Source organism: Actinomycetospora rhizophila, from assembly GCF_042657905.1.
GTDB lineage: Bacteria > Actinomycetota > Actinomycetes > Mycobacteriales > Pseudonocardiaceae > Actinomycetospora > Actinomycetospora rhizophila.
Genome location: NZ_JBHSKG010000023.1, coordinates 69,214 through 91,931, shown reverse-complemented (window position 1 = coordinate 91,931; position 22,718 = coordinate 69,214). Strand labels below are relative to the sequence as shown.

Below are 22,718 nucleotides of genomic sequence, written 5' to 3'. Positions count from 1 at the left end.
TCCATGAGTGGAGAGTAGAACTATCCATCGATGGTGTCCAGAGAGGAGAGCGATGCGGATCGGGGAGCTGAGCCGGGAGACGGGCGTGAGCGTCGCGTCGATCAAGTACTACCTGCGGGAGGGGCTGCTGCCGGCCGGCGAGCTGACCAGCCCGAACCAGGCGCGGTACGGGGCGGCGCACGTGCGGCGCCTGCGCCTGATCCGGGCGCTCATCGACGTCGGGGGCCTGTCGATCGCGGGTGCCCGGGATGTGCTGGCCGCGGTCGACGACGAGACGGTGTCGCTGTACGACGCGCTGGGGCGGGCCCAGGCCGCGGTGATGACGCGCACCGACGCCGTCGAGGACGACGCCACCGAGCGGGCGGAGAAGGCCCTCGCGGAGATGGTCGAGCGGCGGGGGTGGATCACCTCGGAGCGCAACCCGGGGTGGCGGACCGCCGTGGACGTCCTCGCGACCCTCGAACGCCTCGGTGGTGAGCGGGTCGCCGGCCTGCTCGACGTCTACGCCGAGGCGCTGGAGGCCGTCGCGCCGCACGAGGTCTCGGCGGTCATCGACGCCGGGGAGCGCGAGCGGTCGGTCGAGCGCATGGTCACCGGCATCGTGCTCGGCGGTGCCCTGATCGCGGCGCTGCGCGGGATGGCCGAGCAGTCGGTGTCGGCGCGCCGGTTCGGGCCGCCGCCGCCCGACCCGGCGGCTCCGGAGGAGTCGGGCTAGCGTCCGCGGCCATGGCCGCACGGATCGACTTCCCCTCCCGCATCGGCGTCTGGTGGACCAGCGACACCTGGTCGATCCGCGACGCGCAGCAGGCCGCCCGCGACATCGAGGCGATGGGCTACGGCTCGCTGTTCTACGGCGAGGCCTACGGCAAGGAGACGCTGACCCAGGCGGGCGCGTTCCTCGCCGCCACCGACCGCCTCGTCGTCGGCACGGGCATCGCCAACATCCACGCCCGCGACCCGATCGCCGCCGAGAGCGGCGGGCGCACGCTCACCGCGCAGTACCCGGGCCGGTTCGTCCTGGGGCTGGGCGTGAGCCACGCCCCGCTGGTCGAGCGCGGCCGGGGCGGCACGTACGCGAAGCCGCTGGCGACCATGCGCGACTACCTGCAGCGCATGGCCGCGGTGCCCGAGCAGATCGAGCCCGGCGTCGGCCGCCCGGCCCGCCTCGTCGCGGCCCTCGGGCCGAAGATGATCGAGCTCGCGGGCGCCGAGACCGACGGCGTGCACCCCTACCTCGTCACCCCGGAGCAGACCCGGGTGACGCGCGAGGCCCTCGGCGCCGACAAGTGGGTGGTGTCCGAGCAGGCGGTGGCCGTCGGGGGCGACGCCGACGACGCGATGCGCCGGGCGCACACCCACCTCGAGATCTACTCGGGCCTGCCGAACTACCGGAACTCGTGGCTGCGCCAGGGCTTCGAGGAGTCCGACATGCCCCGCGGCGGCTCGGACCGCCTGAAGAAGGCGCTGGTCGGGATGGGTGACATCGACACGATCGCCGCGTCGGTGACCGCGCACCTCGACGCCGGCGCCGACCACGTCCTGGTCCAGGCCCTCGGCGAGAACCCGATGGCCGACCCCCGCGAGCACCTGCGCGAGCTGGCCGCCGCCCTGGGTATGTGAGCGAACTTCGGGGCTATAGCCCCGAAGTTCACTCACGGAGGTCGGTGCGGATCGGATGGCCCGGGGGGATCTCGACGAGGACGATCGCGCGGCCGTCGGGGTCGGCGATCCAGCACTCGTCGAGGCCCCACGGCTCGCGGCGCGGCTCGCGGGTGATCGTCACGCCCCGCTCCCGGAGCTCCTCCACCGAGGAGGGCAGCGAGCGCACCTGCAGCCACAGGGCGTCGTCGCCGACCGCCACCGCGCCGGCCTTCGAGAGCTCCAGGTAGCCCGTGCCCAGGAAGAACACCACGCCGCCGGGGAACTCGCGGGCGACCGCGAGCCCGAGCGTCTCGGCGTAGAACCGCCGCGAGACCTCCCAGTCGCGGGGACGCACGAGGATGCGGCTCGACAGGATCTCCACGCTCGTTCCCTCCGTCACGCGTCACGGTTCGGCGGCCGGACTCGGGGAAACTCGACGAGGTGAGTTCCCCCGAGCCGGATCCCCGGCGCTGGCACGCCCTCGCGGTGTGCCTCATCGCCGGGTTCATGACGCTGCTCGACGTCAGCATCGTCAACGTCGCCCTCCCCTCCATGCAGCGGGGGATCGGCGCGTCCGCGGCGGAGCTGTCCTGGGTCGTGTCGGGCTACGCGCTGACGTTCGGGCTCGTGCTCGTCGCCTCGGGCCGGCTCGGCGACGACCGCGGCCGCAAGAAGATGTTCATGATCTCGCTGGCGCTGTTCACGCTGACCAGCGTCGCGGCCGGGCTCGCGCCGAACGCCACGTCGCTCGTGGTGTTCCGCCTGCTGCAGGGCGCCGCGGGCGGGATGCTGAACCCGCAGGTCATCGGCTTCATCCAGCAGCTGTTCACCGGGCGCGAGCGGGGCCGCGCGTTCGGGCTGTTCGGCGCCGCGATCGGCATCTCCACGGCCATCGGCCCGCTGCTCGGCGGCCTGCTGCTCGAGTGGGGCGGCCAGACCGACGGCTGGCGCTGGGTCTTCTACGTCAACGTGCCGATCGGCGTCGCCGCGCTCGTCCTCGGCGCCCGGCTGCTCCCCCGCGACACGGCCACCGCCACCGAGAAGCGCCCGCTCGACGCGATCGGCGCGGTGCTGCTCGGCGGCGCCGTCGTCGCGGTCATGGTCCCGCTGGTGCTCTCCGAGCGGGACCCGGCGAGCGCGCCCTGGTGGCTCCTGGCCGTCGCCGTGGTCCTGCTCATCGTCTTCGTGCTCTGGGAGCGCCGCGCGCGCCGCACCCACGGGCACCCGCTGGTGAACTTCGCCCTGCTGCGCACCCGCAGCTACGCGCTGGGCACCTCGCTGGGCCTGCTGTACTTCGCCGGCTTCACCGCGATCTTCTTCGTGGTCACGCTCTTCCTGCAGAACGGGCGCGGCTACACCCCGCTCGAGGCCGGGCTCGCCCTGACCCCGTTCGCGCTGGGCTCGGCGGTGTCCTCGGCGATCGGCGGGCGGCTCGTGTCCCGGCTGGGCAAACCGCTGGTGGTCGGCGGGCTGGTCCTCGTCGCCCTGGGCCTGATCGCCGTGGACGTCGTGCTGCGCCTCGATCCCGAGCAGGTCGGCTGGGCGATCGCCGCCCCCCTGCTGCTCGCCGGCGTCGGCAGCGGCTTCGTCATCGCCCCGAACCAGACGCTGGCGCTCGAGGAGGTCCCGCCCCGCGAGGGCGGCACCGCGGCCGGCGTGCTGCAGACCGGCCAGCGCGTCGGGTCGGCCGTGGGGATCTCCGCGGTCGGCGCCGTGTTCTTCGGCCAGCTCACCAGCACCGGCGGCGACTGGGCGCTGGCGATCAGCCGCGGCCTCGTCGGCGCGGTCGCGTTCGTCGTGCTCGCGCTGGTCCTCGGGCTGATCGACCTGCTGCTCGGGCGCCGCCGCCGGGCCCCCGCCGGCACGCCGGTCGCGGAGGCGCCCGCGACGGCGGTGGCCGAGCACGGCGAGGGGCTGCGGGGGCACGTCACCGACGGCTCGGGTGCCGCGGTCGACGGCGCCACGCTCACGCTCGTCGACCCCGACGGTCACGAGGCCGCGACGGCGACCGCCGACGCGGGCGGCGCCTTCCGGCTCACCCCGCCCGCGGCGGGCCGGTTCCAGCTGGTCACGCGCGCGGACGGCCACCGCCCGGCCGTCGCGTGGGTCGACGTCCCGGGCGACGCGCAGGCCGTGCGCGACGTGGTGCTCGAGGCGGTCGCCCGATCGTCGGCGGGTTGACCCCCGAGTAGCCCGGGTATCTGGCCCTGCGCGAGGCGCCCAGCACCGGTGCGCCGGGAGGAGGCAGTCATGTCGAGCGAGAAGAAGACCGACAACAAGATCCAGGAGGCCAAGGGCAAGGTCAAGGAGTCGGTCGGCAAGGCCGTCGGCAACGAGAGCCTCGAGGCCGAGGGCAAGAAGGACCAGACCGTCGGCAGCCTCAAGAACGCCGGCGAGAAGGTCAAGGACGCCTTCCGCGACTGACCTGCCCCGGACCGGCGCGCCGCCGCCCGCTCGGAGCCGCTCGGATCAGAGCCTCTTGAGCGGCGGCGGCGCGACGCCGTCGTCACCCGAGAGCGACGCCTGCGCGGGCGAGCGCGCCAGCACGACGACCCCGCCCAGCGCGAGCACCAGCCCCACCACGAACCACGGCACCCCGCCCTGGCGCACGCCGTCGCCCAGCGCGATGAGCCCGATCAGGCCCGGCACCAGGGTCTCGGTGACCGCGAGCACCGCCACCACCGGGCCGACCGCGCCCCGCCCCAGCGCCACCGTGTACATCGCGAGGCCCAGGACGGCGAAGCCCAGCAGCGCCCACACCACCGGGTCGGTCACGGCCGCCCGGGCCATCTCGCCCAGCGACCCCTCCAGGTCGACCATCCGCACCGCGACCGCCGTGCCCCCGAACGCCAGGCCGGCGAGGAACGACAGCAGCATCGCGCGGTGGCTCCGGAAGGCCACCGGCACCGACACCACGAGCAGGACGCCGAACGTGACGCAGAGCGCGACGATCCCCGCGGTCGACGGGGTGAGCGTCGTGTCCTCGACGCTCGCGCTCGCCACGATCAGCGCCAGCCCGACGACGTTCGCGGCGGCCGCGGCGAGGTCGATGCGGCGCAGCGGGGTGTCGAACACCCAGTGCGACGCCACCACCGTGATCCCGACCTGGCCGGCCACGATCGCCTGCACCGCCACGATCGGCATGTACCGCAGCGCGAGCACGGTGAGCACCCAGCCGCCGATGTCGAGCGCGAGCCCGCCGAGGTACATCGGGTGCAGCACGACCGTCACCGCGCGGGTGGCGCGGCGGGCCGCACTCGCCTCGAGGAGCGCGGCACCGGCGTTGGCGCCCGCCGCGGCCAGCGCGGCGAGCAGCCCCAGGAGGAGCACCCGCCCAGTCTGCCCCGGGATGATCGGGACAGGTGTCGCGGAACCCGGCGCGTCGCCGTCTCTCGTCCATCACAGCGTCCATCACAGGAGGAATCCGTGGCCCTCGACGCCACTGCCGTGACGTTGCTGGTCCTCGGGGCCCTGATCGGGATCGCGGTGCTCGCCGACCGCGTGGCCGGCGGGGCGCTGGCGGCCGTGCCGGGCGCGCTGCGCGACACCGGGATCGTCGCGGTGCTCGTCCTCGCCGCGGGCGCGGTGTTCGCCCTGGTGGCCACCGACGAGGCCCTCGCCGACGCGGACGCCCCGGTGCTGGGGTGGGTCCTCGGGATCCGCTCCCCGGGCCTGACCGACGCCGCCGAGGCCGTCTCGCTCGTCGGCGGGACGGTCGGCACCGGCGGGCTCGCGGTCGTGGCGGCGGTCGTGCTGTTCGCCCGCGGGCACCGGCGGACGGCGCTGATCTGGGTGCTCGGCGTGCTGGTCGGTGCGCTGGCGATCCGCCTGGTCAAGGTGGCCGTCGAGCGCCCGCGCCCGCCCGAGGCGCTGCGGCTCGCCGAGGAGACGACGGCGTCGCTGCCCTCGGGGCACGCGCTGATGGCCGCGCTGGGGCTGACACTGACCGCGGCCGCGGTGATCGCCCTGACCGTCGGCACGCCCCACGCCCGCCCGGTGCGCGGGGTCGTCGTCGTGCTCGCGGCGCTCGGCGCCCTGCTCGTCGGCGCGAGCCGCGTCTACCTGGGCGTCCACTGGACCACCGACGTGCTCGCCGGCTGGTTCCTCGGGGCCGCGCTGGCCACCATGTGCATCACGCTCGCCCGGGTGCTCGACGCCCGCGCCCGCCTCGGCGATTCCCCCGACACCGCTCCGGAACCGGCGGAGAATCGTCCGGACGCGACTCAGTCGACGGAGTGACCCCCTTTCGGGTGGCCAAGGCACTTCTCGAATACAAATGAGCGCCCGATTGCTCCGTCCGAGATGATCTGCCTACGCTTGTCTCGTCCGCGCGGGTGAACGAGGTGAGCCGTGGTTGCCGTACCGCTGCTCGTGCTGGGCGCCCGGTTCGGCGGCCTCGCCACCGCGCTCTTCCTCGCCCACCAGGGCTTCCCCGTCCACGTCATCGACCGCGACCGGCCCGAGGACGTCGACCGGGGCCTCGCCGTCCTGACCCCGGCCGCGCTGCGGGAGCTCGCCGCGCTCGGGCTCGCCGACCCCCTCGCGGCGCAGGCGTGGGAGCCGCGCCGCCTGGCGCACGCCGACGCGGACAGCGGCGCGGTCCTGCGCGTCGCCGACCTGGGCCCGGTCGTGCGCGCCCGGTACGGCCGGCCCTACCTGCTCGCCCCGCACGCCGTGCTGCGGGCGCTGCTGGTGGCGGCGTGCGCGGCCGACGAGATGGTCACCGTCATCTACGGGCGCAGCGCCACCGCGGTCGAGGACCTCGGCGACGCGGTGCTGGTCACCGACGACGAGGGCGGGCGCTACCGGGCCGAGGCGGTGATCGGTGCCGACGGGCCGGGCAGCCGGGTGCGCGCCCACCTCGGCGGTGGCCACGCGCTGTCCAGCCCGTACCTCGTGCACCGCGGGCCCGGTCCGGCGCCGGTCGACGACGTGCTGCGGCTGTGGTCGTCGCCGACGCTGCACGTCACGCAGTCGGCGGTGGCGGGAGGCGGCGGGGAGATCTCGATGACCGTGCGCGTCGACGCCCTCGAGGACATGCACCGCGACGGCGTCGCCGCCGTCGCCGGCCGGCTGCTGGCGCACGCCGCGCCCGAGGTCCGCGCGGCGGTCGGCGAGGCCGTCGTGCTGGCGCCCTCCCGGGTGCACCGCCACCACGCCCCGCTGGAGCGCGGCGCCCGGCACCGGCTGACCGTCGTCGGCGGCGCGGCCCAGCCGATGCTGCCGCACACCGCGCAGGCGGTGGCGCTGGAGCTCCTCGACGCCGCGACGCTCGGGCGGGCCTTCGACCACGCCGACGGGCGGATCGTGCCCGCGCTCGAGGAGTACGCGTACGTCCGCGCGCATCCCCGGGCCGCCGTCGCCCGCCGCGCCCACGACTTCGCGGCCCTCTGCCACGCCGACGGGCTCGTGCGCCGGATGCGCGACCGGCTCTGGCGCACCACCGCGGTCGACGCGACCGCGGCGATCGTCGACGCCGCCCGGGGCCCGGCGCCCGGCGGCCCGCCGGGGACGTCCGCCGACGGTCACCGCCCCGGCCTCATCGAGCCCGTCGTCCGGTCGGCTCCCGGGCGCACGCCCCCGGGCCCGCCGGGGCCCGCCGGGCCCATCGCCGGCTGACAGCCCCTCGCCCCGCGGGCAGGATGCGGCCGCGTGACCGTTCCTGATCTCACCCCCGACACCGTCGTCGCCAACGGGGTGCGGCTGCACTTCCGCCACGGGGGCTCCGGTCCGCCGGTGGTGCTGCTGCACGGCTGGCCGCAGACGGGGCACTGCTGGCGCCATGTCGCCGGCCCGCTCGCGGCCGACCACACCGTGATCGTCCCGGACCTGCGCGGCTACGGCGCCAGCGACAAGCCCACCGGCGGCATGGACAAGCGCACGATGGCCGCCGACGTCTCCGCGCTGGTCCGGGGCCTCGGGCACGAGCGGGTCGCGGTGGTCGGGCACGACCGCGGCGGGCGGGTCGCGCACCGCTGGGCGCTCGACCGGCCCGAGGAGGTCACGCGCTTCGCGGTCCTGGACATCGCGCCGACCCGGGCCACCTGGCAGCGCATGGACGCCGCGCTCGGGGCGAAGTACTGGCACTGGCTGTTCCACCTCCAGCCCGACCTGCCCGAGCGGCTCGCCGGCGCCGACGTCGAGGGCTATCTGCGCTACTTCCTCGAGAAGTGGACCTACGCCCGCGAGGGCCTGGAGCCCGCGGCGGTCGCGGAGTACGTCCGCGCGTTCTCCCAGCCCGGCGCGCTGCGCTGCGGGTTCGACGACTACCGCGCCGACCCGGTGGACGCCGAGCACGACGAGGCCGACTTCTCCGCGGGCCGGCGCGTCACCCAGCCGCTGCTCGCGCTGTGGGGCGCCGAGGGGGTCATGGGGCAGACGCTGCCGATGCTCGACCTGTGGCGGGAGTACGCCGACGACGTCCGCGGCCGGGCGATCGAGCGGTGCGCGCACTTCGTCCCCGAGGAGCGGCCCGACGAGGTGCTCGACGAGTTGCGCACCTTCCTCGCGGAGGCATAGTGGCGGAAGTGAGCAGCCCGCTGAAGGTCGAGTCCGATCCCGAGGAGCTGGGCTTCGACCCGGCCCGACTGGCCCGCATCGACGACCACTTCGCCCGCTACGTGGACGACGGCCGCCTCGCCGGGTGGCACGTGGTGGTGGCCCGCGACGGGAAGGTCGTGCACTCGTCGACCGCGGGCCGCCGCGACGCCGAGGCGGATCTCCCCGTCACCGACGACACGCGCTGGCGCCTGTACTCGATGACCAAGCCGATCACCTCGGTGGCGGCGCTCATGCTCTGGGAGCGTGGCGCCTTCGAGCTCACCGACCCGATCAGCCGCTGGCTCCCCGAGTTCGCCGCCCCGCGCGTGTACGTCAAGGGCTCGGCAGGCAAGCCGCTGACCGAGCCCGCCACCGAGCCCATCCGCGTGTGGCACCTGCTGACCCACACCGCCGGGCTGACCTACGGCTTCCACCACGCGCACCCGATCGACGCGATGTACCGGGCGGCCGGCTTCGAGTGGTCCGCGCCGCGGGATCGCGACCTCGCCGGCATGGTCGAGACCTGGGCGGGCCTGCCGCTGGTGTTCCAGCCGGGCTCGGAGTGGAACTACAGCCACGCCACCGACGTGCTCGGGCGGCTCGTCGAGGTCGTGTCCGGGAAGTCGCTCGACACGTTCCTCGCCGAGGAGATCCTCGAGCCCCTCGGGATGACGTCCACCGGGTTCGTCGTCGACGACGCCGAGCGCCTGGCTCAGCTCTACGTCCAGAACCCGGCCACGGGTGGCTTCCTGACCGCGGAGGCCGCCGGCATGGGCGCGCTGGCCCGCGAGGTCCTGGAGCCGACGTGGCTCGGCGGCGGGGGCGGTCTCGTCTCGACGGCCGCGGACTACCACCGCTTCACCCGGATGCTGCTCGGTCGCGGCGAGGTGGACGGTGTGCGACTGCTCGGCTCCCGCACCGTCGACTACATGGGCCGCAACCACCTGCCCGGCGGTCTCGACCTCGAGCAGGTCGGGCGGCCGCTGTTCGCGGAGATGCCGTTCAACGGGGTCGGCTTCGGGCTCGGCGTCGCCGTCGTGACCGACCCGGTGCGCTACCGCACCCCGACCAGCGTCGGCGAGATGTCGTGGGGCGGAGCCGCGAGCACCGCGTTCTGGGTCGACCCCGTCGAGCGCATCACGGCGATGTTCTTCACCCAGCTCGTGCCGTCCAGCGCCCACCCCATCCGCACCCAGCTGCGCGGGCTCGTCTACCAGGCGCTCGTGGACTGAGCCGTTCGCTCCGTGTCCGGCGATCCGGACGAGGGCGCCCGGACCCGGCCCGTCGCGACCGTCCCGGGCGATCATTGTCGCGCTCCGTGACCGGTCGGAGACGAAGCGGGCGGTCCGGATCCGGTGCGACCGTCACTCGGGAAGGGGGCTGCATCGTCGCGATCGTGTGGGTAGCGTCGTCGCGACTCGGACGAGGGACGCGGCCGGGCACGGTGCGTGACCGGCGGCGTCCCCGTGACGAGTGATCCCGCCGCGCGAGCTGTGGCAGCGGGTCGGGACCAGGCGGCCACCGGGAGCCAGCATGAATGCGACGTCAGGACCGCGACGACGACCGAACGGACCCCACCCCGAGCGGACGACGGCCGACGAGCCGTCGGTCCCCGCGCAGCGCACGGCGGCGGACGTCTACGGGGTCAGCGACGAGCAGGTGCACCGCGCGCGCATCGCCGTCGCCCGCAACTCGCTCGACTCCGACGACTGCCGCGAGCTGCTCGACATGCTCGGCCTGATCGGTGAGGGAGGCGACCCGCCACCCGTTCGGCGCTGATCACGGTCGTCCCGCCCCGGCGCCCGCCCGACGCCGATCGTCCGACGGTGGACGATCTGCGGTGTGGGCGCCTGTGGGTGAAAGGACATCCCGCTACCGTGGCCGCCGATGTCCGACACCGTTGATCCGCCGCGCCACCCCGAGGGGGCGACCGGCGAGCCGCCGCGCCAGGCGCGCGCGGTGGCGACGCGTGGCGCCATCCTCGCCGCGGCGGCGGAGGAGTTCGCCGCGCGCTCCTACCACGAGGCCTCGCTGTCGCGGATCCTCGAACGCAGCGGTGTCACCAAGGGCGCCCTGTACTTCCACTTCGTCTCCAAGGAGAGCATCGCGCTCGCCGTGGTCGACGAGATGGAGCGGCTGTGCCGCGGCATGGTCGAGCGCTGTGCCGCGCTCGGCCTCGACCCGTTGCGGACCGCCGCCCAGATCGCCCGCGAGATGCAGGACGCCCTCGACGGGCCGGAGCTGAGGGCGGGCCAGCGCCTCTGCGGAGAGGGCCTCGCCGGCCCGCAGCGGCCCGGCTGGCCGTTCGCGTTCTGGCAGGAGGTCTTCACCGACCTGTTCCTGCGCGCCGACGCGGCGGGCCTGTTCGTGCCGGCGGTCGACCCGTCGTCGTTCGCCCGGACGATCGTCGACGTCTCCGCCGGCGCGTTCGTCGCCTCGCTGGCCACCACCGAGCTCACCGACCTCGCGCAGCGTGTCTGCGAGAACTGGGAGCTGCTGCTCGGCGCCGCCGCCGACCCCGCGTGGCTGGAGGGCTGGCGCGCGACCGGTGGCATGGGTGCTGTCCTCGGGCCGCACCTCGGTCGACGGTGACCGGACGCGGGGGGTGGGTGCCGGGCGGCCGGGACCGGTCACCTATGCTTGGTCCGCTCCCAACGGGTACGCCGTTGGCGGGTAAGGTCCTCAGCCAGAGGGTCGCGCCCCCATCGTTCAGCGGCCTAGGACTCCGCCCTTTCAAGGCGGCAACGCGGGTTCGAATCCCGTTGGGGGTACGGTAGGACAAGCACGATCAAGGCCCAGTGGCGCAGTTGGTTAGCGCGTCGCCCTGTCACGGCGAAGGTCGCGGGTTCGAGTCCCGTCTGGGTCGCTCCATCGGTCGAGGTCCTCCTCGACCTCTCGGCCAGGTAGCTCAGTCGGTACGAGCGATCGCCTGAAAAGCGATAGGTCGGCGGTTCGACCCCGCCCCTGGCCACCAGCGCCCACCAGCGGAAACGCTCGGTGGGCGTTCGTCGTTGACGGGCCTACTTCAGCAACGACTTCAGCAACCGCCCTCACAGGTCCTCCCACTCGATGGCGTCGAGCGCCTGGCGCATGGCGTCGAGGTTCGTGTGGGCGTAGATCGCCATGGTCACGTCGATGTGCGCGTGGCGGGCGATCGCCTGGACCACGTGCGGCGGGGTCCCGAGGTCGAGCAGCAGGCTGACCACGGTGTGCCGCAGGTCGTGGAGCCGGACGTCAGGCATCCCGACGCGGTCCCGGAGCTCGGCGAAGTGCCGGTTGAGGTTCCGCGGCTCCCTCGGCGTGCCGATGGTCGAGGGGAACACGAGGTCCTGGTCCTCCCAGCGGCTCGCTGACGCCCGCTCGTCGTCCTGACGCCGGCGGTGCTCCTCGAGGACGCGACGCGTCACCTTGGGCAGCGGGATGGTGCTCTCCGACGCGTCCGACTTGGCCGGCCCGATGTAGAGCTGGCCGGCGGCGCGGGCGACCGTCTGCGCAACGGTGAGCGTGGCCCGCTCGAAGTCGATGTCCTGCCAGCGGAGCCCCAGGAGCTCGCCGTGGCGCAGCCCGAGGGTGGCCGCGGTGACGTAGAGGGCGTACCAGCGCGTCCCCTTCGCCGCGTCGAGCAGGCTCTTGGCCTGGGTCACGGTCAGCCCCTTGCCGACCTTGTACTTCGGTGTCGGGACCTTCACGAGCTTGGCGACGTTGCGCATCACCAGCTCCTCGCGCTCGGCGTTCCCCAGCGCGTTCCGCAGCACGGCGTGGACGTACTGGACCTGGCGCGGCGTCGGTCGGCGCTCGCAGCAGCGCAGGCCCGGGCGACAGCACGCCGGCTGCTTCGGCTTCCGGCGGGCGTGGCGGCCGTTGGTGCAGCACAGGCACTTGCCTCGGACCGTGTTGATGAACTGCCGGACGTCGGCGCCCATCAGCCGGTCGAGGCGCTTCTTGCCGAGGATCGGGACGATGTGAAGCCGGACCACCGACTCGTAGCCGTGGTACGTCGTGAGCCGGCGCTCGACCTTGACGATCGAGAGCCAGTGCTCCATGTACTCGGCGACCGTCATCGAGCGGTCCGGCACCGGGATGCCCTGCTCGTTGTTCGACTGCAACCGCAGCAGCTTGTCCTTCACGTCGTCGAAGGACTTGGCCGAGACGTACTTGCGCTCGATGCGGCCGGAGGAGGTATAGACGTACGCGGAGCCGATCCAGAGGCCGTCGCTGGAGCGCTGGTAGATGCTCCCCTCGCCGTTGACCTTCTTGCCCCGTTTGCGGTCCTTGCCGGCCATCAGGCGACCGCCTCCGCCTCGAGCAGCGCGGCCACGTACTCCTCGAGCGAGGTGCGCGGGATGCGCCGGGAGCCGCCGATCTTCACCGAGCGGAGATCACGGTTGCGGAGCAGGTCGTACACCTTGCAGCGGCTGATCTTGAGAATCTCGGCGGCTTCCTCGGCCGTGTAGAGCAGTGCATCCATCGGTGTCAGCTCCTCGAGTCGGTGATGCGGAGGGGTCGTGCCTGCCGGGCTCGGCGCAGGAGTCCCGCGATGGCTGTAGCGGTGACGTGGTCGAGCTCGGCGACGGCGACCAGGGCGCGGTGGTCGGTGTCGGTGAGGTCGAGCCCGGCCAGGGGCCGGACGAGGACCCTGATGCGGCACTGGAACGCCTCGTTCTCGTTGCCGCTCACGGCTGTTGCCCGTCGTCCGGAACGTCCGCAGCGCGATCCGCGGCGCCGCCGAGCTGGTGGGCGAACTCGCCCGCTGAGCTGCTCACCGCGGGCCCGAGGGTCGGGAAGGCGGCGAAGAGCAGGACGAGGGTGACGACGCCGGAGACGAGCGCGGGTGCCGCTTTGTGGCTCTTGACCAGCAGCGCCGTGACGAGGGCGGCGATGATGACCATTGCTGTCAGGTTCATCGGTGCGCCGGCCTTCCGTGGGTGGCGAGGCGGTCGCAGTACTCGGCGTAGTCGCCGAGGTAGGGGACGCGGAGGCGTTCGCAGTCGCGGCCGAGCCCGGAGAGGTAGGCGATGCCGGGATCGGCGTTGGCGTGCTCCTGCCCGAAGCGGCGGGCGTCGGTGCCGTGGAGCATCTCCAGCGAGTCGGCCGGAACCCTGAAGCTCAGCCTCAGGGCGAACTGGTCGCGGGCGTAGCCGCCTCCCACAGCGGTGGCCTCGAACCGCTGGGCCAGCATCAGGACCCGGAACGCGGCCTTGCGCCCCTCGGACAAGAGCCGGAGGACGGCGGAGCGGATGCGGTCGCCGACCGGGACGCCCTCGCCGCGCTTGGGCTTAGGCAGCCCGTCGGCGGCGCGCAGCAGGCCGGGGAACTCCTCGAGCACCACGAGGACCGTCGGCGTGCCCATTGACGGTTCGATCTTGTCCCGACGGGCCGGGATGGTGGCCAGCCGACGGTCCATCTCGGCGACGAGGTCCTCGAGCAGCACGGCGTGCGCAGCGATGTCGGCGGTCCCGACGACTTGGTGGGGTCGGTGGGCGGTGTCGTCCCAGGCGCGTCCGAGCAGGAGCCCGGTGATGTCGGAGCCGGCCACGAGGACGTCGGGGGCGGCGGCGAGCTGGGAGAGCAGCCCGTAGCAGAACGCGGACTTCCCTGACCCGTTCTGGCCCTGCACCCCGAGGTGCGCGGGGTCGGTGACGGCGTGGCCGAGGGTGATGCCGTCCTCGGTGCGCCCAAGGATCACCGCCTCTGCCCCGGAGGCGACGGTGAGGGCGGGCAGCCCGAACCCGTCGGCCAGCGGGTCGTGGCCAAGCACGACGAGGCGGACCCACCGACCCGCGAGGGGCTCGACCCGGAGACCGTGGCCGCCGAGGGTGTGCGCCAGACGAGGTCCGTTCTGCTTGCTGGTGAAGTCAGCCGGCTCTTGGCCGGGCAGCAGCTCGACGGTGAACCGCAGCGGCGGGCCGGGGCGGACCTCGCCGATGCGTGGGGTGCGGATCGTGATGCCTGCGGCCACCTGGACGTAGTGGCAGATGCCCAGCCCGGAGCAGGCCTCGCGGAACTCCCCGCGCAGCGCGTTCGCGAAGGCGATGACCGATGCCTCGTAGTCGCGCTGAGCGCGCCGCTCGCGCAGCCGTGACAGGAACCCGGGGCTGCGTGCGCCGCCGGAGCGGTATCCGCTGTGGGTGTGGTCGAGGCGTTCAAGGGCGGTCATGGTGCGAGTCCCTTCTCCTCGCAGAGCCAGCACACCGATCCGTCGACCGCGGGCAGGGCGAACAGCAGCGAGCACGCCGGGCACATCGCGTCCCGGTCCACTTCCGGGTCCGGGGTGCCGGCGGCGCGGGCACGGCGGATCGCGCGCAGCTCGGCGGGGGAGCGGCCGGCCCAGATGCCGTAGGCCTGTCCGGACTCGACGGCGTAGGCCAGGCACTCGCGGCGCACCGGGCAGCCGGCGCACACCCGCCCAGCCGCGATGAGCGCACGGGCAGCAGCGCCGGTCGTGTAGTCCTCGGAGGCCAGGAAGAACAGCTCCGGGTCGGTGTCCCGGCACGCGGCACGGGTCTGCCAGCTCATGACGCGACCGCCTCGGTCTGCGCGGGAGCCTCGCCTCGCCGAGTACGCGGCGCAGTGGAGGTAAGGGGACGGACCTCCTGGCAGCGGTACCAGACCTGCGCACCGGTGGCGTTGCCCTCGCGGTCCTTCTTGTCCATCACGCCGATCTCGAACCCGACCAGCTCGACCGGCGTGGCGGGGGTGAGGTCCTCGGCGGGCTGCCGTTCGGCGACGAGCCCGACCTTGATGATCTCGTTGGTGGCCCGCCCGAACTGGCGGAACCGGGCGACGAGCTGGGCCTCCCACTTCGGCAGGCCGTCCTTGGTGGTCTCCTGCCGGAACGCGTCCCCGAACGCGGTTTTCGGCTCGCAGGACAGGAACAGCAGCGACTCGAAGGTCGCGGCCTGGTCGATGGCGAAGTTCTGGATCATGGTTTCTCCTGGGGTTGGTCAGGTGTGGACGGGTCGGTGGCCGAGGTGGGAGAGCGCGGCGTGGCCGCGGCCGAGGGCTCGTCCGGCGCCGAGCAGCCCGGCGTGGCCTTCGCCGAGCCAGGCGATGAACTCGACGAGGCGCTCGCCGGGGTCGCGCCCGGTGTCGTCGAGGAGGCCCGCGGTGCCGTTGGCCATGGCGCAGCGCTGCGCGAACAGCACGACCTGCGGGAGCCGGTCGACCAGCGTCACGACGGAGCCGAGCGCTCCGTAGAGACCGACCACCTCGACCAGCCCGTCACGCGCCGCGTGGTTGGCCAGCCGCACCGCCTCGGCGCCGTCGTCGAGGGCGGCGATCAAGGGGTCGGTCCGTCTTGCTACTTCCGGGCGGGGCACCAGTCGGCGGCCGGCTCCGGAGTCGTCATCCACCTGCACGGTGACCTCCCTACACATACGACGTCGGACGTCCGACGTCCTGTGTGTGGAACGTAGCACGCGCAGGAGGCAACGCAAGTAGGACGTAGGACGTCCTGTCACTAAGGTTGCCAAGAGCAGCAACGATGGATGGCAACTAACGACGGGCACGGAGGCCGGCGTGGCACTCGAGGCAGCGAAGTCGCAGTACCGGCAGGTCGCTGACCTGCTGCGCGAGGGCATCGAGCGCCAGGACTACGCCCCGGGCTCGACGCTGCCGGCGGAGTCCGAGCTCGCCGCGGAGTACGGCGTGTCCCGCGTGACTATCAACCGCGCCGTGCAGCTGCTCCGCGGCGAGGGGCTGGTCCGCGTGCTCCGGGGGCGGGGCACTGTCGTCCGGGCTATCCCACCGATCCGGCGCAACAGCAGCCGGCGCTACGCGCGGACCGCTCGCGAGGAGGACGGCAGCCGCGGCGCCTTCGACTTCGAGATCAGGCGCCTCGGTCTGAAACCGTCGACCAAGCTGGCCCAGCTCGGCCAGGTCGCACCCCCGGAGACCGCGCGCGACGTCCTCGGGCTCGAGGTCGGCGAGATGGTGCTCATCCGCAAGCGCGAGATGTTCGCCTCCGACGAGCCGGTCCTGCTCGCCACCTCGTACTTCCCCTGGGACCTCGCCGAGCAGGCCGGCGTGACCGACGTCGACACCGGCCCGGGCGGCACGTACTCACGGCTGGCCGAGATCGGCAAGGGGCCGGTGCGGTTCACCGAGGACGTGCGAGTGAGGACCCCGACAGCGGCCGAGGAGCGGTTCTTCGCGCTGTCGGAGACCCAGCAGGTCTACGAGATCGTCCACATCGCCTACCTCGAGGACGGCACCGCCGTCGAGTACCGCGAAGACGTCCTCCCGACCTACCAGTGGATCATGCACTTCGAGTGGAACGCCGAGAACGGCAACGGCGACCAGGAGGCCCAGCATTGAGCCCCGCCGGCCTGCACGTCATCAGCGCCGAGCTCCCGGCCGGCGACGCCCCCAACGAGGACCGAGTCCGCATCGGCAAGAACGCGGTCGTGGTGCTCGACGGCGCCTCGGGCAGCGACACCCGGGTCACCGTTGCCGACTACGTCGATCACTTGGCCGGCGCCCTCATCGAGGTCCTGGACGCCGAGCAGGACATCCCGCTCCCGCACGCGCTCGCCGACGCCATCCGCTCGACCGTCGCCACGCTGCGACTCATGCCGGGGGAGTCGCCGTCCTCCACGGTCAGCATCGCCCGCCGACGCGGCGACGAGATCGACCTCCTCGTCTTGGGCGACAGCCCCATCTACCTCGGCCCCGACGGCGAGCTGCTCACCGACGACCAGCTCGCCCGCCTGGACCTCCCGAGCAGGACGAAGGCATACGGGCGCTTGCGCCAAGGCACCGGCTACGACGAGGTGCACCGCGATCTCGTCCGCGCAGTTCGTGCCGAGCAGTTGCCCCTGCTCAACGAGCCCGGCGGCTACTGGATCGCCGAAGCAAGGCCGGAGGCCGGGCACCAGGCCGTCACTCGCACCGTGCCCGCGGACCTGCCCTGGCTCGTGATGCTCACCGACGGTGTCGATAGGCCGCTAGGCCACCTCGGCGTCCCACTTGCTGACGTGGTCCGGCGCACCCGCGATGAGCTTGAGGACTTGCTCCAGGAGCTCCACGAGTGGGAAGAGGATAAGGACCCGGCAGCCCACGAGCTCCCCCGATTCAAGCAGCACGACGACAAGACCATTGCGCTGGCACTGCCGTGACTGAGAGCCCGCTCCACTCGGTGTCGGTCGCAGGAGTCGCGTTCGACGAGGACGGCCGGGTTCTCCTCATTCGCAGACAGGACAACGGCCAGTGGCAAGCGCCAGGAGGAGTTCTAGAACTTGCTGAGACTCCCCAACAGGGCGTCGTGCGCGAAGTCTTCGAGGAGACCGGCGTACTAGTCGAGGTCGAGAGACTCACAGGTGTGTACAAGAATCTCGTCAAGGGGGTCGTGGCGCTAGTCTTTCGTTGCCATCCGATCAGCGGTCAGCCAACCTCGTCTGACGAGGCCGCTGAGGTCGCTTGGGTTCCACTTAACGCTGGAACAGATAGAATGAATCCCGCATTCGCGGTGCGGGTCTTTGATGCTTCGCGTGAAGCAGGGCCCCCTGTCCCTTGTCGCATTCATGACGGCGTACACCTCCTCTAATCTCCGGGCCTGCTCCCCGCGCGCTCCCTCCCACCCGCTGTCGCCCTCCAACGAGCGGGCTGATCACAAGCCTTGGCGTGCGCGCTTGCGCAAGATGGGTGTCTGCCAGAGCCGTCTTGCTCAGGGTCCGCCCACTGTGCTGGAACCGGGTGGCGTACGGCACAATGCGGCGCATGGCGACGACGGTCTACGACGTCCTGGACGACCTCCGGCGGGTAGCGACTTCCGAAGCTGACAAGGGCTCTCGGTTTGAGCAGCTGATCGTCAGCTACCTAAAGACTGACCCGACTTTCGCTGATCAGTTCAGCGATGTATACATGTGGCAAGACTGGCCGGGTCGGAACGGTCGCCCCGATAGGGGCATTGATATCGTCGCAGTCGACCGGCTAACTCAGAACAACGTGGCAATTCAATGCAAATTCTACGATTCAAAGCACCACGTATCGAAACGCGACATCGACACCTTCATGTCTGCTTCTGGGACGACCGAGTTCAACGAGCGGATGATCGTCTCTACGGGCGCAGATTGGGGTCCGAACGCTGAAGCGACCCTGCAGCAGCAGGCCATCCCGGTCCGACGAATCGGAATCGCTGACCTCGAGGCATCAAACGTCGACTGGGCTCAGTTCTCGTGGGCGACGCCAGACGTTATGCCTACGAAAGGGAAGAAGACCCTGAGGCCGCATCAACGGACGGCGGTCGATAAGGTAAGACTCGGCCTCGAGGGGGCTGCGCGGGGAAAGCTAATCATGGCTTGCGGAACCGGAAAGACCTTCACCTCCCTTCGTCTTTGCGAGGAGGCGGCAGGTGCGGGCGCAACTGTGCTCTTCCTGGTTCCGTCCATCTCGCTTCTTTCGCAAACCATCCGCGAATGGGCTACCGAGGCTGAGATCGACCTTCGGATGCTCGCCGTCTGTTCCGACGTCAAGGCAACCAAACGTTCAGACGCGTTGAACGAAGACATTTCGGCCGTTGACTTGGCCTTGCCGGCGACCACTGACCGCACAAAGCTCCGCCAGCGGTGGGCGAGGGCTAACGAGGACGACACCGCAATGACGGTTGTCTTCTCCACATACCAATCCATTGAGGTCGTCGCAGAGACCCAACAAGCCGCCGGCTTCCCGCCCTTCGACCTCATCATCTGCGACGAAGCGCACCGAACGACAGGAATTACTCTCCCTGGGAGCGAAGACTCGTCGTCTTTCGTGAAGGTCCACGACGACGGTTACCTCAAGGGCGCCAAGCGACTCTACATGACCGCGACCCCACGTCTTTACCGAGATGACTCGAAAAAGAAGGCTTCTGACTCAGAAGTACTCCTAGCGTCCATGGACGACGAGGAGATTTTCGGCGAGGAGCTCCATCGCCTAGGGTTCGGGGAAGCGGTGGAAAAGGACCTGCTGACCGACTATCGAGTGCTCGTACTGGCGGTGGATCAGCAGTACGTCAGCCGCAACTTTCAGGATGAGATGGCTGCGGGCGGCGAGATTCCGCTTAGCGACGCGGCAAAGATAGTCGGGTGTTGGAACGGCCTATCGAAGAATTTCGAGACGACAGAAGATGAAGCAAGCACGCCGATGCGGCGGGCCGTGGCTTTCGCGCGGGATATTCAGGCGAGCAAGTCGATCGCCGGTTCGTTCTCGGCCATTGTTGACAGACATATCGATGCGCAGAATGGGTCAGGGCACGCCCACGAGGAGCTCAAGGTCCGATGCGAACACGTCGACGGGACCTTTAACGCACTAGAACGAAACAAGCGTCTAGATTGGCTTCAGGCTGAGACTGAGGACAACGAGTGTCGAGTCCTGACCAACGCACGTTGCCTTTCCGAAGGCGTCGACGTGCCGGCACTCGATGCCGTTATGTTCCTTACGCCTCGCTCGTCCGAGGTGGACGTAGTGCAGTCAGTTGGCCGGGTCATGAGAAAGGCGCCGGGGAAGGACTTCGGTTACATCATCCTGCCTATTGCGGTCCCGGCGGGCGTCACGCCGGAAGTTGCGCTGCAAGACAACGATCGCTATAACGTGGTTTGGCAAGTCCTTCAGGCGTTGCGAGCCCACGATGACCGCTTCAATGCCACGGTTAATCAGATTGATCTAAACAAGAAGAAGCCAGACAAGATTCGAGTCGTTGGTGTACCTGAACCCGGGTCGGGCGATGGTAGCGACGGCGGCGGCGACTCGCAGCAGGCGTTCGAGTTCGACTTCGGCGAGTTTCGCGAAGCGATCTATGCGAGGATCGTCCGCAAAGTTGGCGAGAGGCGTTACTGGGAGAGTTGGGCGAAGGACGTCGCGTACATCGCCCAACAGCACATCGAGCGAATCAATGGCCTCTTGGCGGAGCCAGAGTCGCTCGCTGCCCAAGAGTTCTCATCGTTCCTAGACGGCCTGAGAGGGAACCTCAACGAAGGCATTTCGGCTGTGGACGCGGTCGAGATGCTGGCCCAGCATTTGATCACCAGACCAGTATTCGAAGCTCTCTTCGCTGATTACAGGTTCGCCGAACACAATCCTGTTGCTCAGACGATGGAGAGCATGTTGGCGGTGCTCGATCAAAATAGTTTGGACACCGAGAATGGTTCACTAGAGGGTTTCTACAAGTCGGTCCGTTCTCGGACGGAAGGCATCGATAACGCTGAAGGTCGACAGAGAATTATCGTAGAGCTGTACGAGAAGTTCTTCAGCACCGCCTTCAAGAAGACGGTAGATCGACTAGGTATCGTCTATACGCCGACTGAGATAGTCGATTTCATCTTGCGGTCGGCGGACGAAGCGCTGCGCTCGCACTTCGACACTAACCTGAGCGCTGAGAATGTGCACATCCTAGATGGTTTCACTGGGACGGGAACCTTCGTTACGCGCCTGCTTCAGCTAGGCGTGATCGAATCGCACGACCTGGCAAGGAAGTACGCAGGCGAGATTCATGCCAATGAAATTCTCTTGCTGGCGTACTACATCGCTGCGGTGAATATCGAATCCACCTATCAGGACGTCCGTCGCCGAGATGCCGGCTTCGACGACGAGGCCGAGATGCCGTACGAGCCTTTCCCTGGACTGGTGCTAACGGACACGTTCCAGTCTTACGAGGACGGCGACAGGGATGACCTAGCGATCTTCCCAGAGAACAACGAGCGCATCTCTCGCCAACGAGAACTCCCGATTACCGTTGTTGTGGGAAATCCGCCATATTCTGTTGGGCAGAGTTCCGCGAATGACGACAACGCAAACGAAAGCTACCCGACCATCGATACGGCGATTCGCGACAGCTATGCGGAACGCGCGTCTGGCACTCTTCTTCGGAATCTTTACGACTCGTACGTTCGCGCGATTAAGTGGGCGTCGCTCAGGATCGGCGACCGCGGGGTCATCGCTTATGTTACGAACGGCAGTTGGGTAGACGCCAACGCCTTCGATGGCATGCGGTTGTCCGTCGCGGAGGAGTTTAGTGACATTTATGTCTTCAACTTGCGCGGGAACCAACGTACGGCTGGTGAGGTCTCCCGCCGAGAGGGCGGAAAGATCTTTGGTAGCGGTTCTCGGGCGCCAGTGGCTATCGCAATCTTTGTCCGTGATCCAGCGAGGCCGACTCCTGCACGCGTGCACGACGCGGATGTGGGTGAATATTTGACCCGTGAGCAGAAGCTGGCAAACGTCCGGGACGCTGGCTCGTTCGCTGGGCTGACCTCAGTCGCAGATATCACGCCTAACAGTTTTGGCGACTGGCGTGAGCAGCGGACTGAGGAGTTCGCTAGCTTCATTCCTGTCGCCGGTGATAATGGCATCTTCCCTGAGTACTCACTCGGAATCTCGACCAATCGGGACTCTTGGACTGTTGGTTCGTCACGGGAGTCTGTCGAGCGATGCGTGCAGGCCCTGGTGGCAAACTTCGACCAGGCAATCACGAGAGGCGCTGACGCGAGCGAACTCTCGAGTTCGCAGGTAGCTTGGTCGAGGTCGCTACGCGCACGGTATGAACGAGGCCGGCTCCTGTCCTCGGAGGAGCATCCGGTTCGGAAGGGCGTCTATCGCCCCTTCTTCCGCCAATGGACTGTGAGTGCAGGTCCTCTAGTCGAGGCAGCGGGCAGGACTCCACGCATGTTCGACCGGGAGAATCAGGTCGCCATCTGCATCTTGCGACCAAACGAGCGGACGCCCTTCTCGGTCATGGCCGTCGACTCGCCTCCCAATCTGGGACTCTTCATGGACGCCCCTGATGTCTACCCCCTTTACCGGGTGCCCGCTCCTGCGAGAACGATCGACCAGCTCGACGTCGAGGTCGAAGGCGAGTCGTACAACATTGCGGCTGCAACATTGTCGACGTTCAGGGCGGCGTACGGCGCCGACCTGAGCGAGTTGGACGTGTTCCACTACGTCTATGGCCTCCTACATTCCCGGCAGTATCGGGAGACATACTTCGTCGATTTGAAGAAGAGCTCGGCTCATGTCCCCCTCGTCAAAGACCCGTGGCCCTTCATGCAGGCCGGCAAGGACTTGATGGAGCTCCACGTCGGATATGAGTCGGTAACCCCATACCCGCTAGCGGGTCTTCCTGCGACCGTACCGGCCGGCGAGTCCGGTTTTGACTATTGTCGGCTTAGCGAGATGGCATTTGGTCGGAAGCGGAGTCCGTCTGGTAAGCGCGAGGCAGACAGGGGGACGATCGTCTTCAATGAGAGGATCACCCTGAGCGATATCCCCGAGACTGCCTACTCATACCAGCTCGGGTCTCGGTCGGCGGTGGAGTGGCTCATGGACCGCTATCGCGTGAAGACGGATAAGGCCTCGGGCATAGTCTCTGACCCGAACGACTGGGCGCGGGAAGTTGGAGACCCGCGCTATATCCTCGACCTGGTGGCGCGCGTCGTGACGCTTAGTGTGGAGACCGTGCGTCTCATGGATGAGCTGCCAGCGTTCGAACTGCTACCAAGGGTCGAAGACGTGCGTTCGAAATGAGGGTATCGCATAGAATACTGCGAACAGGCGAGTGTTGCGAG

At 69.8% G+C, this 22,718-nt stretch carries 24 protein-coding genes and 3 tRNA genes; 17 read left to right on the top strand and 10 right to left on the bottom strand.

The annotated features are described in order from the left end of the window. Window positions 1-52: 52 nt before the first annotated feature. Window positions 53-715: a MerR family transcriptional regulator gene (locus tag ACFPK1_RS29645; protein ID WP_378024543.1), complete on the top strand. Its 663-nt coding sequence runs from the start codon at window positions 53-55 to the stop codon at window positions 713-715. Between the two features lie 11 nt (window positions 716-726). Beyond that, window positions 727-1,620, top strand: a complete 894-nt coding sequence (locus ACFPK1_RS29640) for an LLM class F420-dependent oxidoreductase (protein ID WP_378024542.1) — start codon at window positions 727-729, stop codon at window positions 1,618-1,620. A 28-nt stretch (window positions 1,621-1,648) separates the two neighbouring features. Here ACFPK1_RS29640 and ACFPK1_RS29635 read toward each other — a convergent pair whose 3' ends face one another. Continuing rightward, window positions 1,649-2,023 (bottom strand): VOC family protein, encoded by a 375-nt coding sequence (locus tag ACFPK1_RS29635; RefSeq protein ID WP_378024541.1) that lies wholly within the window; start codon window positions 2,021-2,023, stop codon window positions 1,649-1,651. 59 nt (window positions 2,024-2,082) lie between these two features. Here ACFPK1_RS29635 and ACFPK1_RS29630 point away from each other — a divergent pair, with 59 nt between their 5' ends. After that, window positions 2,083-3,822 (top strand): MFS transporter, encoded by a 1,740-nt coding sequence (locus ACFPK1_RS29630; protein ID WP_378024540.1) that lies wholly within the window; start codon window positions 2,083-2,085, stop codon window positions 3,820-3,822. A 69-nt stretch (window positions 3,823-3,891) separates the two neighbouring features. Beyond that, the gene (locus ACFPK1_RS29625) at window positions 3,892-4,065 is read left to right on the top strand and encodes a CsbD family protein (RefSeq protein ID WP_378024539.1); all 174 of its coding nucleotides are present in this window, start codon (window positions 3,892-3,894) and stop codon (window positions 4,063-4,065) included. Window positions 4,066-4,110: 45 nt separating this feature from the next. On the opposite strand, the gene ACFPK1_RS29620 is transcribed toward ACFPK1_RS29625, so the two are convergent. Then, window positions 4,111-4,971 (bottom strand): hypothetical protein, encoded by an 861-nt coding sequence (locus ACFPK1_RS29620; RefSeq protein WP_378024538.1) that lies wholly within the window; start codon window positions 4,969-4,971, stop codon window positions 4,111-4,113. Between the two features lie 96 nt (window positions 4,972-5,067). Between ACFPK1_RS29620 and ACFPK1_RS29615 the strand changes: the two genes are divergently transcribed. From ACFPK1_RS29615 to ACFPK1_RS29575, 9 genes are all read left to right on the top strand, one after another. Beyond that, window positions 5,068-5,880 carry a phosphatase PAP2 family protein gene (locus tag ACFPK1_RS29615; RefSeq protein WP_378024537.1) on the top strand — a complete coding sequence of 271 codons (813 nt, stop codon included), beginning with the start codon at window positions 5,068-5,070 and terminating at the stop codon, window positions 5,878-5,880. 111 nt (window positions 5,881-5,991) lie between these two features. Then, complete coding sequence (locus ACFPK1_RS29610; RefSeq protein ID WP_378024536.1) at window positions 5,992-7,260, top strand: FAD-dependent monooxygenase; 1,269 nt, start codon at window positions 5,992-5,994, stop codon at window positions 7,258-7,260. 33 nt (window positions 7,261-7,293) lie between these two features. Next, entirely contained in the window at window positions 7,294-8,160 is an 867-nt protein-coding gene (locus tag ACFPK1_RS29605) for an alpha/beta fold hydrolase (protein WP_378024535.1), read from the top strand. Window positions 8,161-8,168: 8 nt separating this feature from the next. Continuing rightward, window positions 8,169-9,413 (top strand): serine hydrolase domain-containing protein, encoded by a 1,245-nt coding sequence (locus tag ACFPK1_RS29600; RefSeq protein WP_378024534.1) that lies wholly within the window; start codon window positions 8,169-8,171, stop codon window positions 9,411-9,413. Between the two features lie 301 nt (window positions 9,414-9,714). Further along, a complete protein-coding gene (locus ACFPK1_RS29595; RefSeq protein WP_378024533.1) occupies window positions 9,715-9,960 on the top strand; it encodes a hypothetical protein in 246 nt (81 codons plus the stop codon). Window positions 9,961-10,068: 108 nt separating this feature from the next. Beyond that, on the top strand, window positions 10,069-10,773 hold the full coding sequence (locus tag ACFPK1_RS29590; RefSeq protein ID WP_378024532.1) for a TetR family transcriptional regulator: 705 nt from the start codon (window positions 10,069-10,071) through the stop codon (window positions 10,771-10,773). Between the two features lie 106 nt (window positions 10,774-10,879). Continuing rightward, window positions 10,880-10,952 (top strand) — tRNA-Glu (locus ACFPK1_RS29585). 21 nt (window positions 10,953-10,973) lie between these two features. Then, window positions 10,974-11,047, top strand: a tRNA-Asp gene (locus tag ACFPK1_RS29580). A gap of 31 nt (window positions 11,048-11,078) precedes the next feature. Continuing rightward, window positions 11,079-11,155 (top strand) — tRNA-Phe (locus tag ACFPK1_RS29575). Between the two features lie 76 nt (window positions 11,156-11,231). On the opposite strand, the gene ACFPK1_RS29570 is transcribed toward ACFPK1_RS29575, so the two are convergent. From ACFPK1_RS29570 to ACFPK1_RS29535, 8 genes are read right to left on the bottom strand one after another with little or no spacing between them, the layout of a single operon-like run. Beyond that, complete coding sequence (locus tag ACFPK1_RS29570; RefSeq protein WP_378024531.1) at window positions 11,232-12,464, bottom strand: tyrosine-type recombinase/integrase; 1,233 nt, start codon at window positions 12,462-12,464, stop codon at window positions 11,232-11,234. Next, window positions 12,464-12,649 (bottom strand): helix-turn-helix domain-containing protein, encoded by a 186-nt coding sequence (locus ACFPK1_RS29565; protein ID WP_345410713.1) that lies wholly within the window; start codon window positions 12,647-12,649, stop codon window positions 12,464-12,466. Before ACFPK1_RS29565 ends, ACFPK1_RS29570 begins: the two co-directional genes overlap by 1 nt. A 5-nt stretch (window positions 12,650-12,654) precedes the next feature. Beyond that, window positions 12,655-12,858: a hypothetical protein gene (locus ACFPK1_RS29560; protein ID WP_378024530.1), complete on the bottom strand. Its 204-nt coding sequence runs from the start codon at window positions 12,856-12,858 to the stop codon at window positions 12,655-12,657. Beyond that, the gene (locus tag ACFPK1_RS29555) at window positions 12,855-13,085 is read right to left on the bottom strand and encodes a hypothetical protein (RefSeq protein WP_378024529.1); all 231 of its coding nucleotides are present in this window, start codon (window positions 13,083-13,085) and stop codon (window positions 12,855-12,857) included. Before ACFPK1_RS29555 ends, ACFPK1_RS29560 begins: the two co-directional genes overlap by 4 nt. Then, a complete protein-coding gene (locus tag ACFPK1_RS29550; RefSeq protein WP_378024528.1) occupies window positions 13,082-14,338 on the bottom strand; it encodes a hypothetical protein in 1,257 nt (418 codons plus the stop codon). Before ACFPK1_RS29550 ends, ACFPK1_RS29555 begins: the two co-directional genes overlap by 4 nt. Then, window positions 14,335-14,697 carry a WhiB family transcriptional regulator gene (locus tag ACFPK1_RS29545; RefSeq protein ID WP_378024527.1) on the bottom strand — a complete coding sequence of 121 codons (363 nt, stop codon included), beginning with the start codon at window positions 14,695-14,697 and terminating at the stop codon, window positions 14,335-14,337. The genes ACFPK1_RS29550 and ACFPK1_RS29545 overlap by 4 nt, the downstream gene beginning before the upstream one ends. Beyond that, window positions 14,694-15,107, bottom strand: a complete 414-nt coding sequence (locus tag ACFPK1_RS29540; protein ID WP_378024526.1) for a hypothetical protein — start codon at window positions 15,105-15,107, stop codon at window positions 14,694-14,696. Before ACFPK1_RS29540 ends, ACFPK1_RS29545 begins: the two co-directional genes overlap by 4 nt. Window positions 15,108-15,125: 18 nt before the next feature. Then, window positions 15,126-15,539: a hypothetical protein gene (locus ACFPK1_RS29535; RefSeq protein ID WP_378024525.1), complete on the bottom strand. Its 414-nt coding sequence runs from the start codon at window positions 15,537-15,539 to the stop codon at window positions 15,126-15,128. Between the two features lie 160 nt (window positions 15,540-15,699). Between ACFPK1_RS29535 and ACFPK1_RS29530 the strand changes: the two genes are divergently transcribed. The 4 genes from ACFPK1_RS29530 to ACFPK1_RS29515 all read left to right on the top strand — a co-directional run bounded on the left by ACFPK1_RS29530 (window position 15,700) and on the right by ACFPK1_RS29515 (window position 22,677). Beyond that, window positions 15,700-16,497, top strand: a complete 798-nt coding sequence (locus tag ACFPK1_RS29530) for a GntR family transcriptional regulator (protein ID WP_378024524.1) — start codon at window positions 15,700-15,702, stop codon at window positions 16,495-16,497. Continuing rightward, a complete protein-coding gene (locus tag ACFPK1_RS29525) occupies window positions 16,494-17,297 on the top strand; it encodes a PP2C family serine/threonine-protein phosphatase (RefSeq protein WP_378024523.1) in 804 nt (267 codons plus the stop codon). Before ACFPK1_RS29530 ends, ACFPK1_RS29525 begins: the two co-directional genes overlap by 4 nt. Next, a complete protein-coding gene (locus ACFPK1_RS29520; RefSeq protein ID WP_378024522.1) occupies window positions 17,294-17,725 on the top strand; it encodes an NUDIX hydrolase in 432 nt (143 codons plus the stop codon). The genes ACFPK1_RS29525 and ACFPK1_RS29520 overlap by 4 nt, the downstream gene beginning before the upstream one ends. A 173-nt stretch (window positions 17,726-17,898) precedes the next feature. After that, complete coding sequence (locus ACFPK1_RS29515; RefSeq protein WP_378024521.1) at window positions 17,899-22,677, top strand: DEAD/DEAH box helicase; 4,779 nt, start codon at window positions 17,899-17,901, stop codon at window positions 22,675-22,677. The last annotated feature ends 41 nt before the right edge of the window (window positions 22,678-22,718 follow it).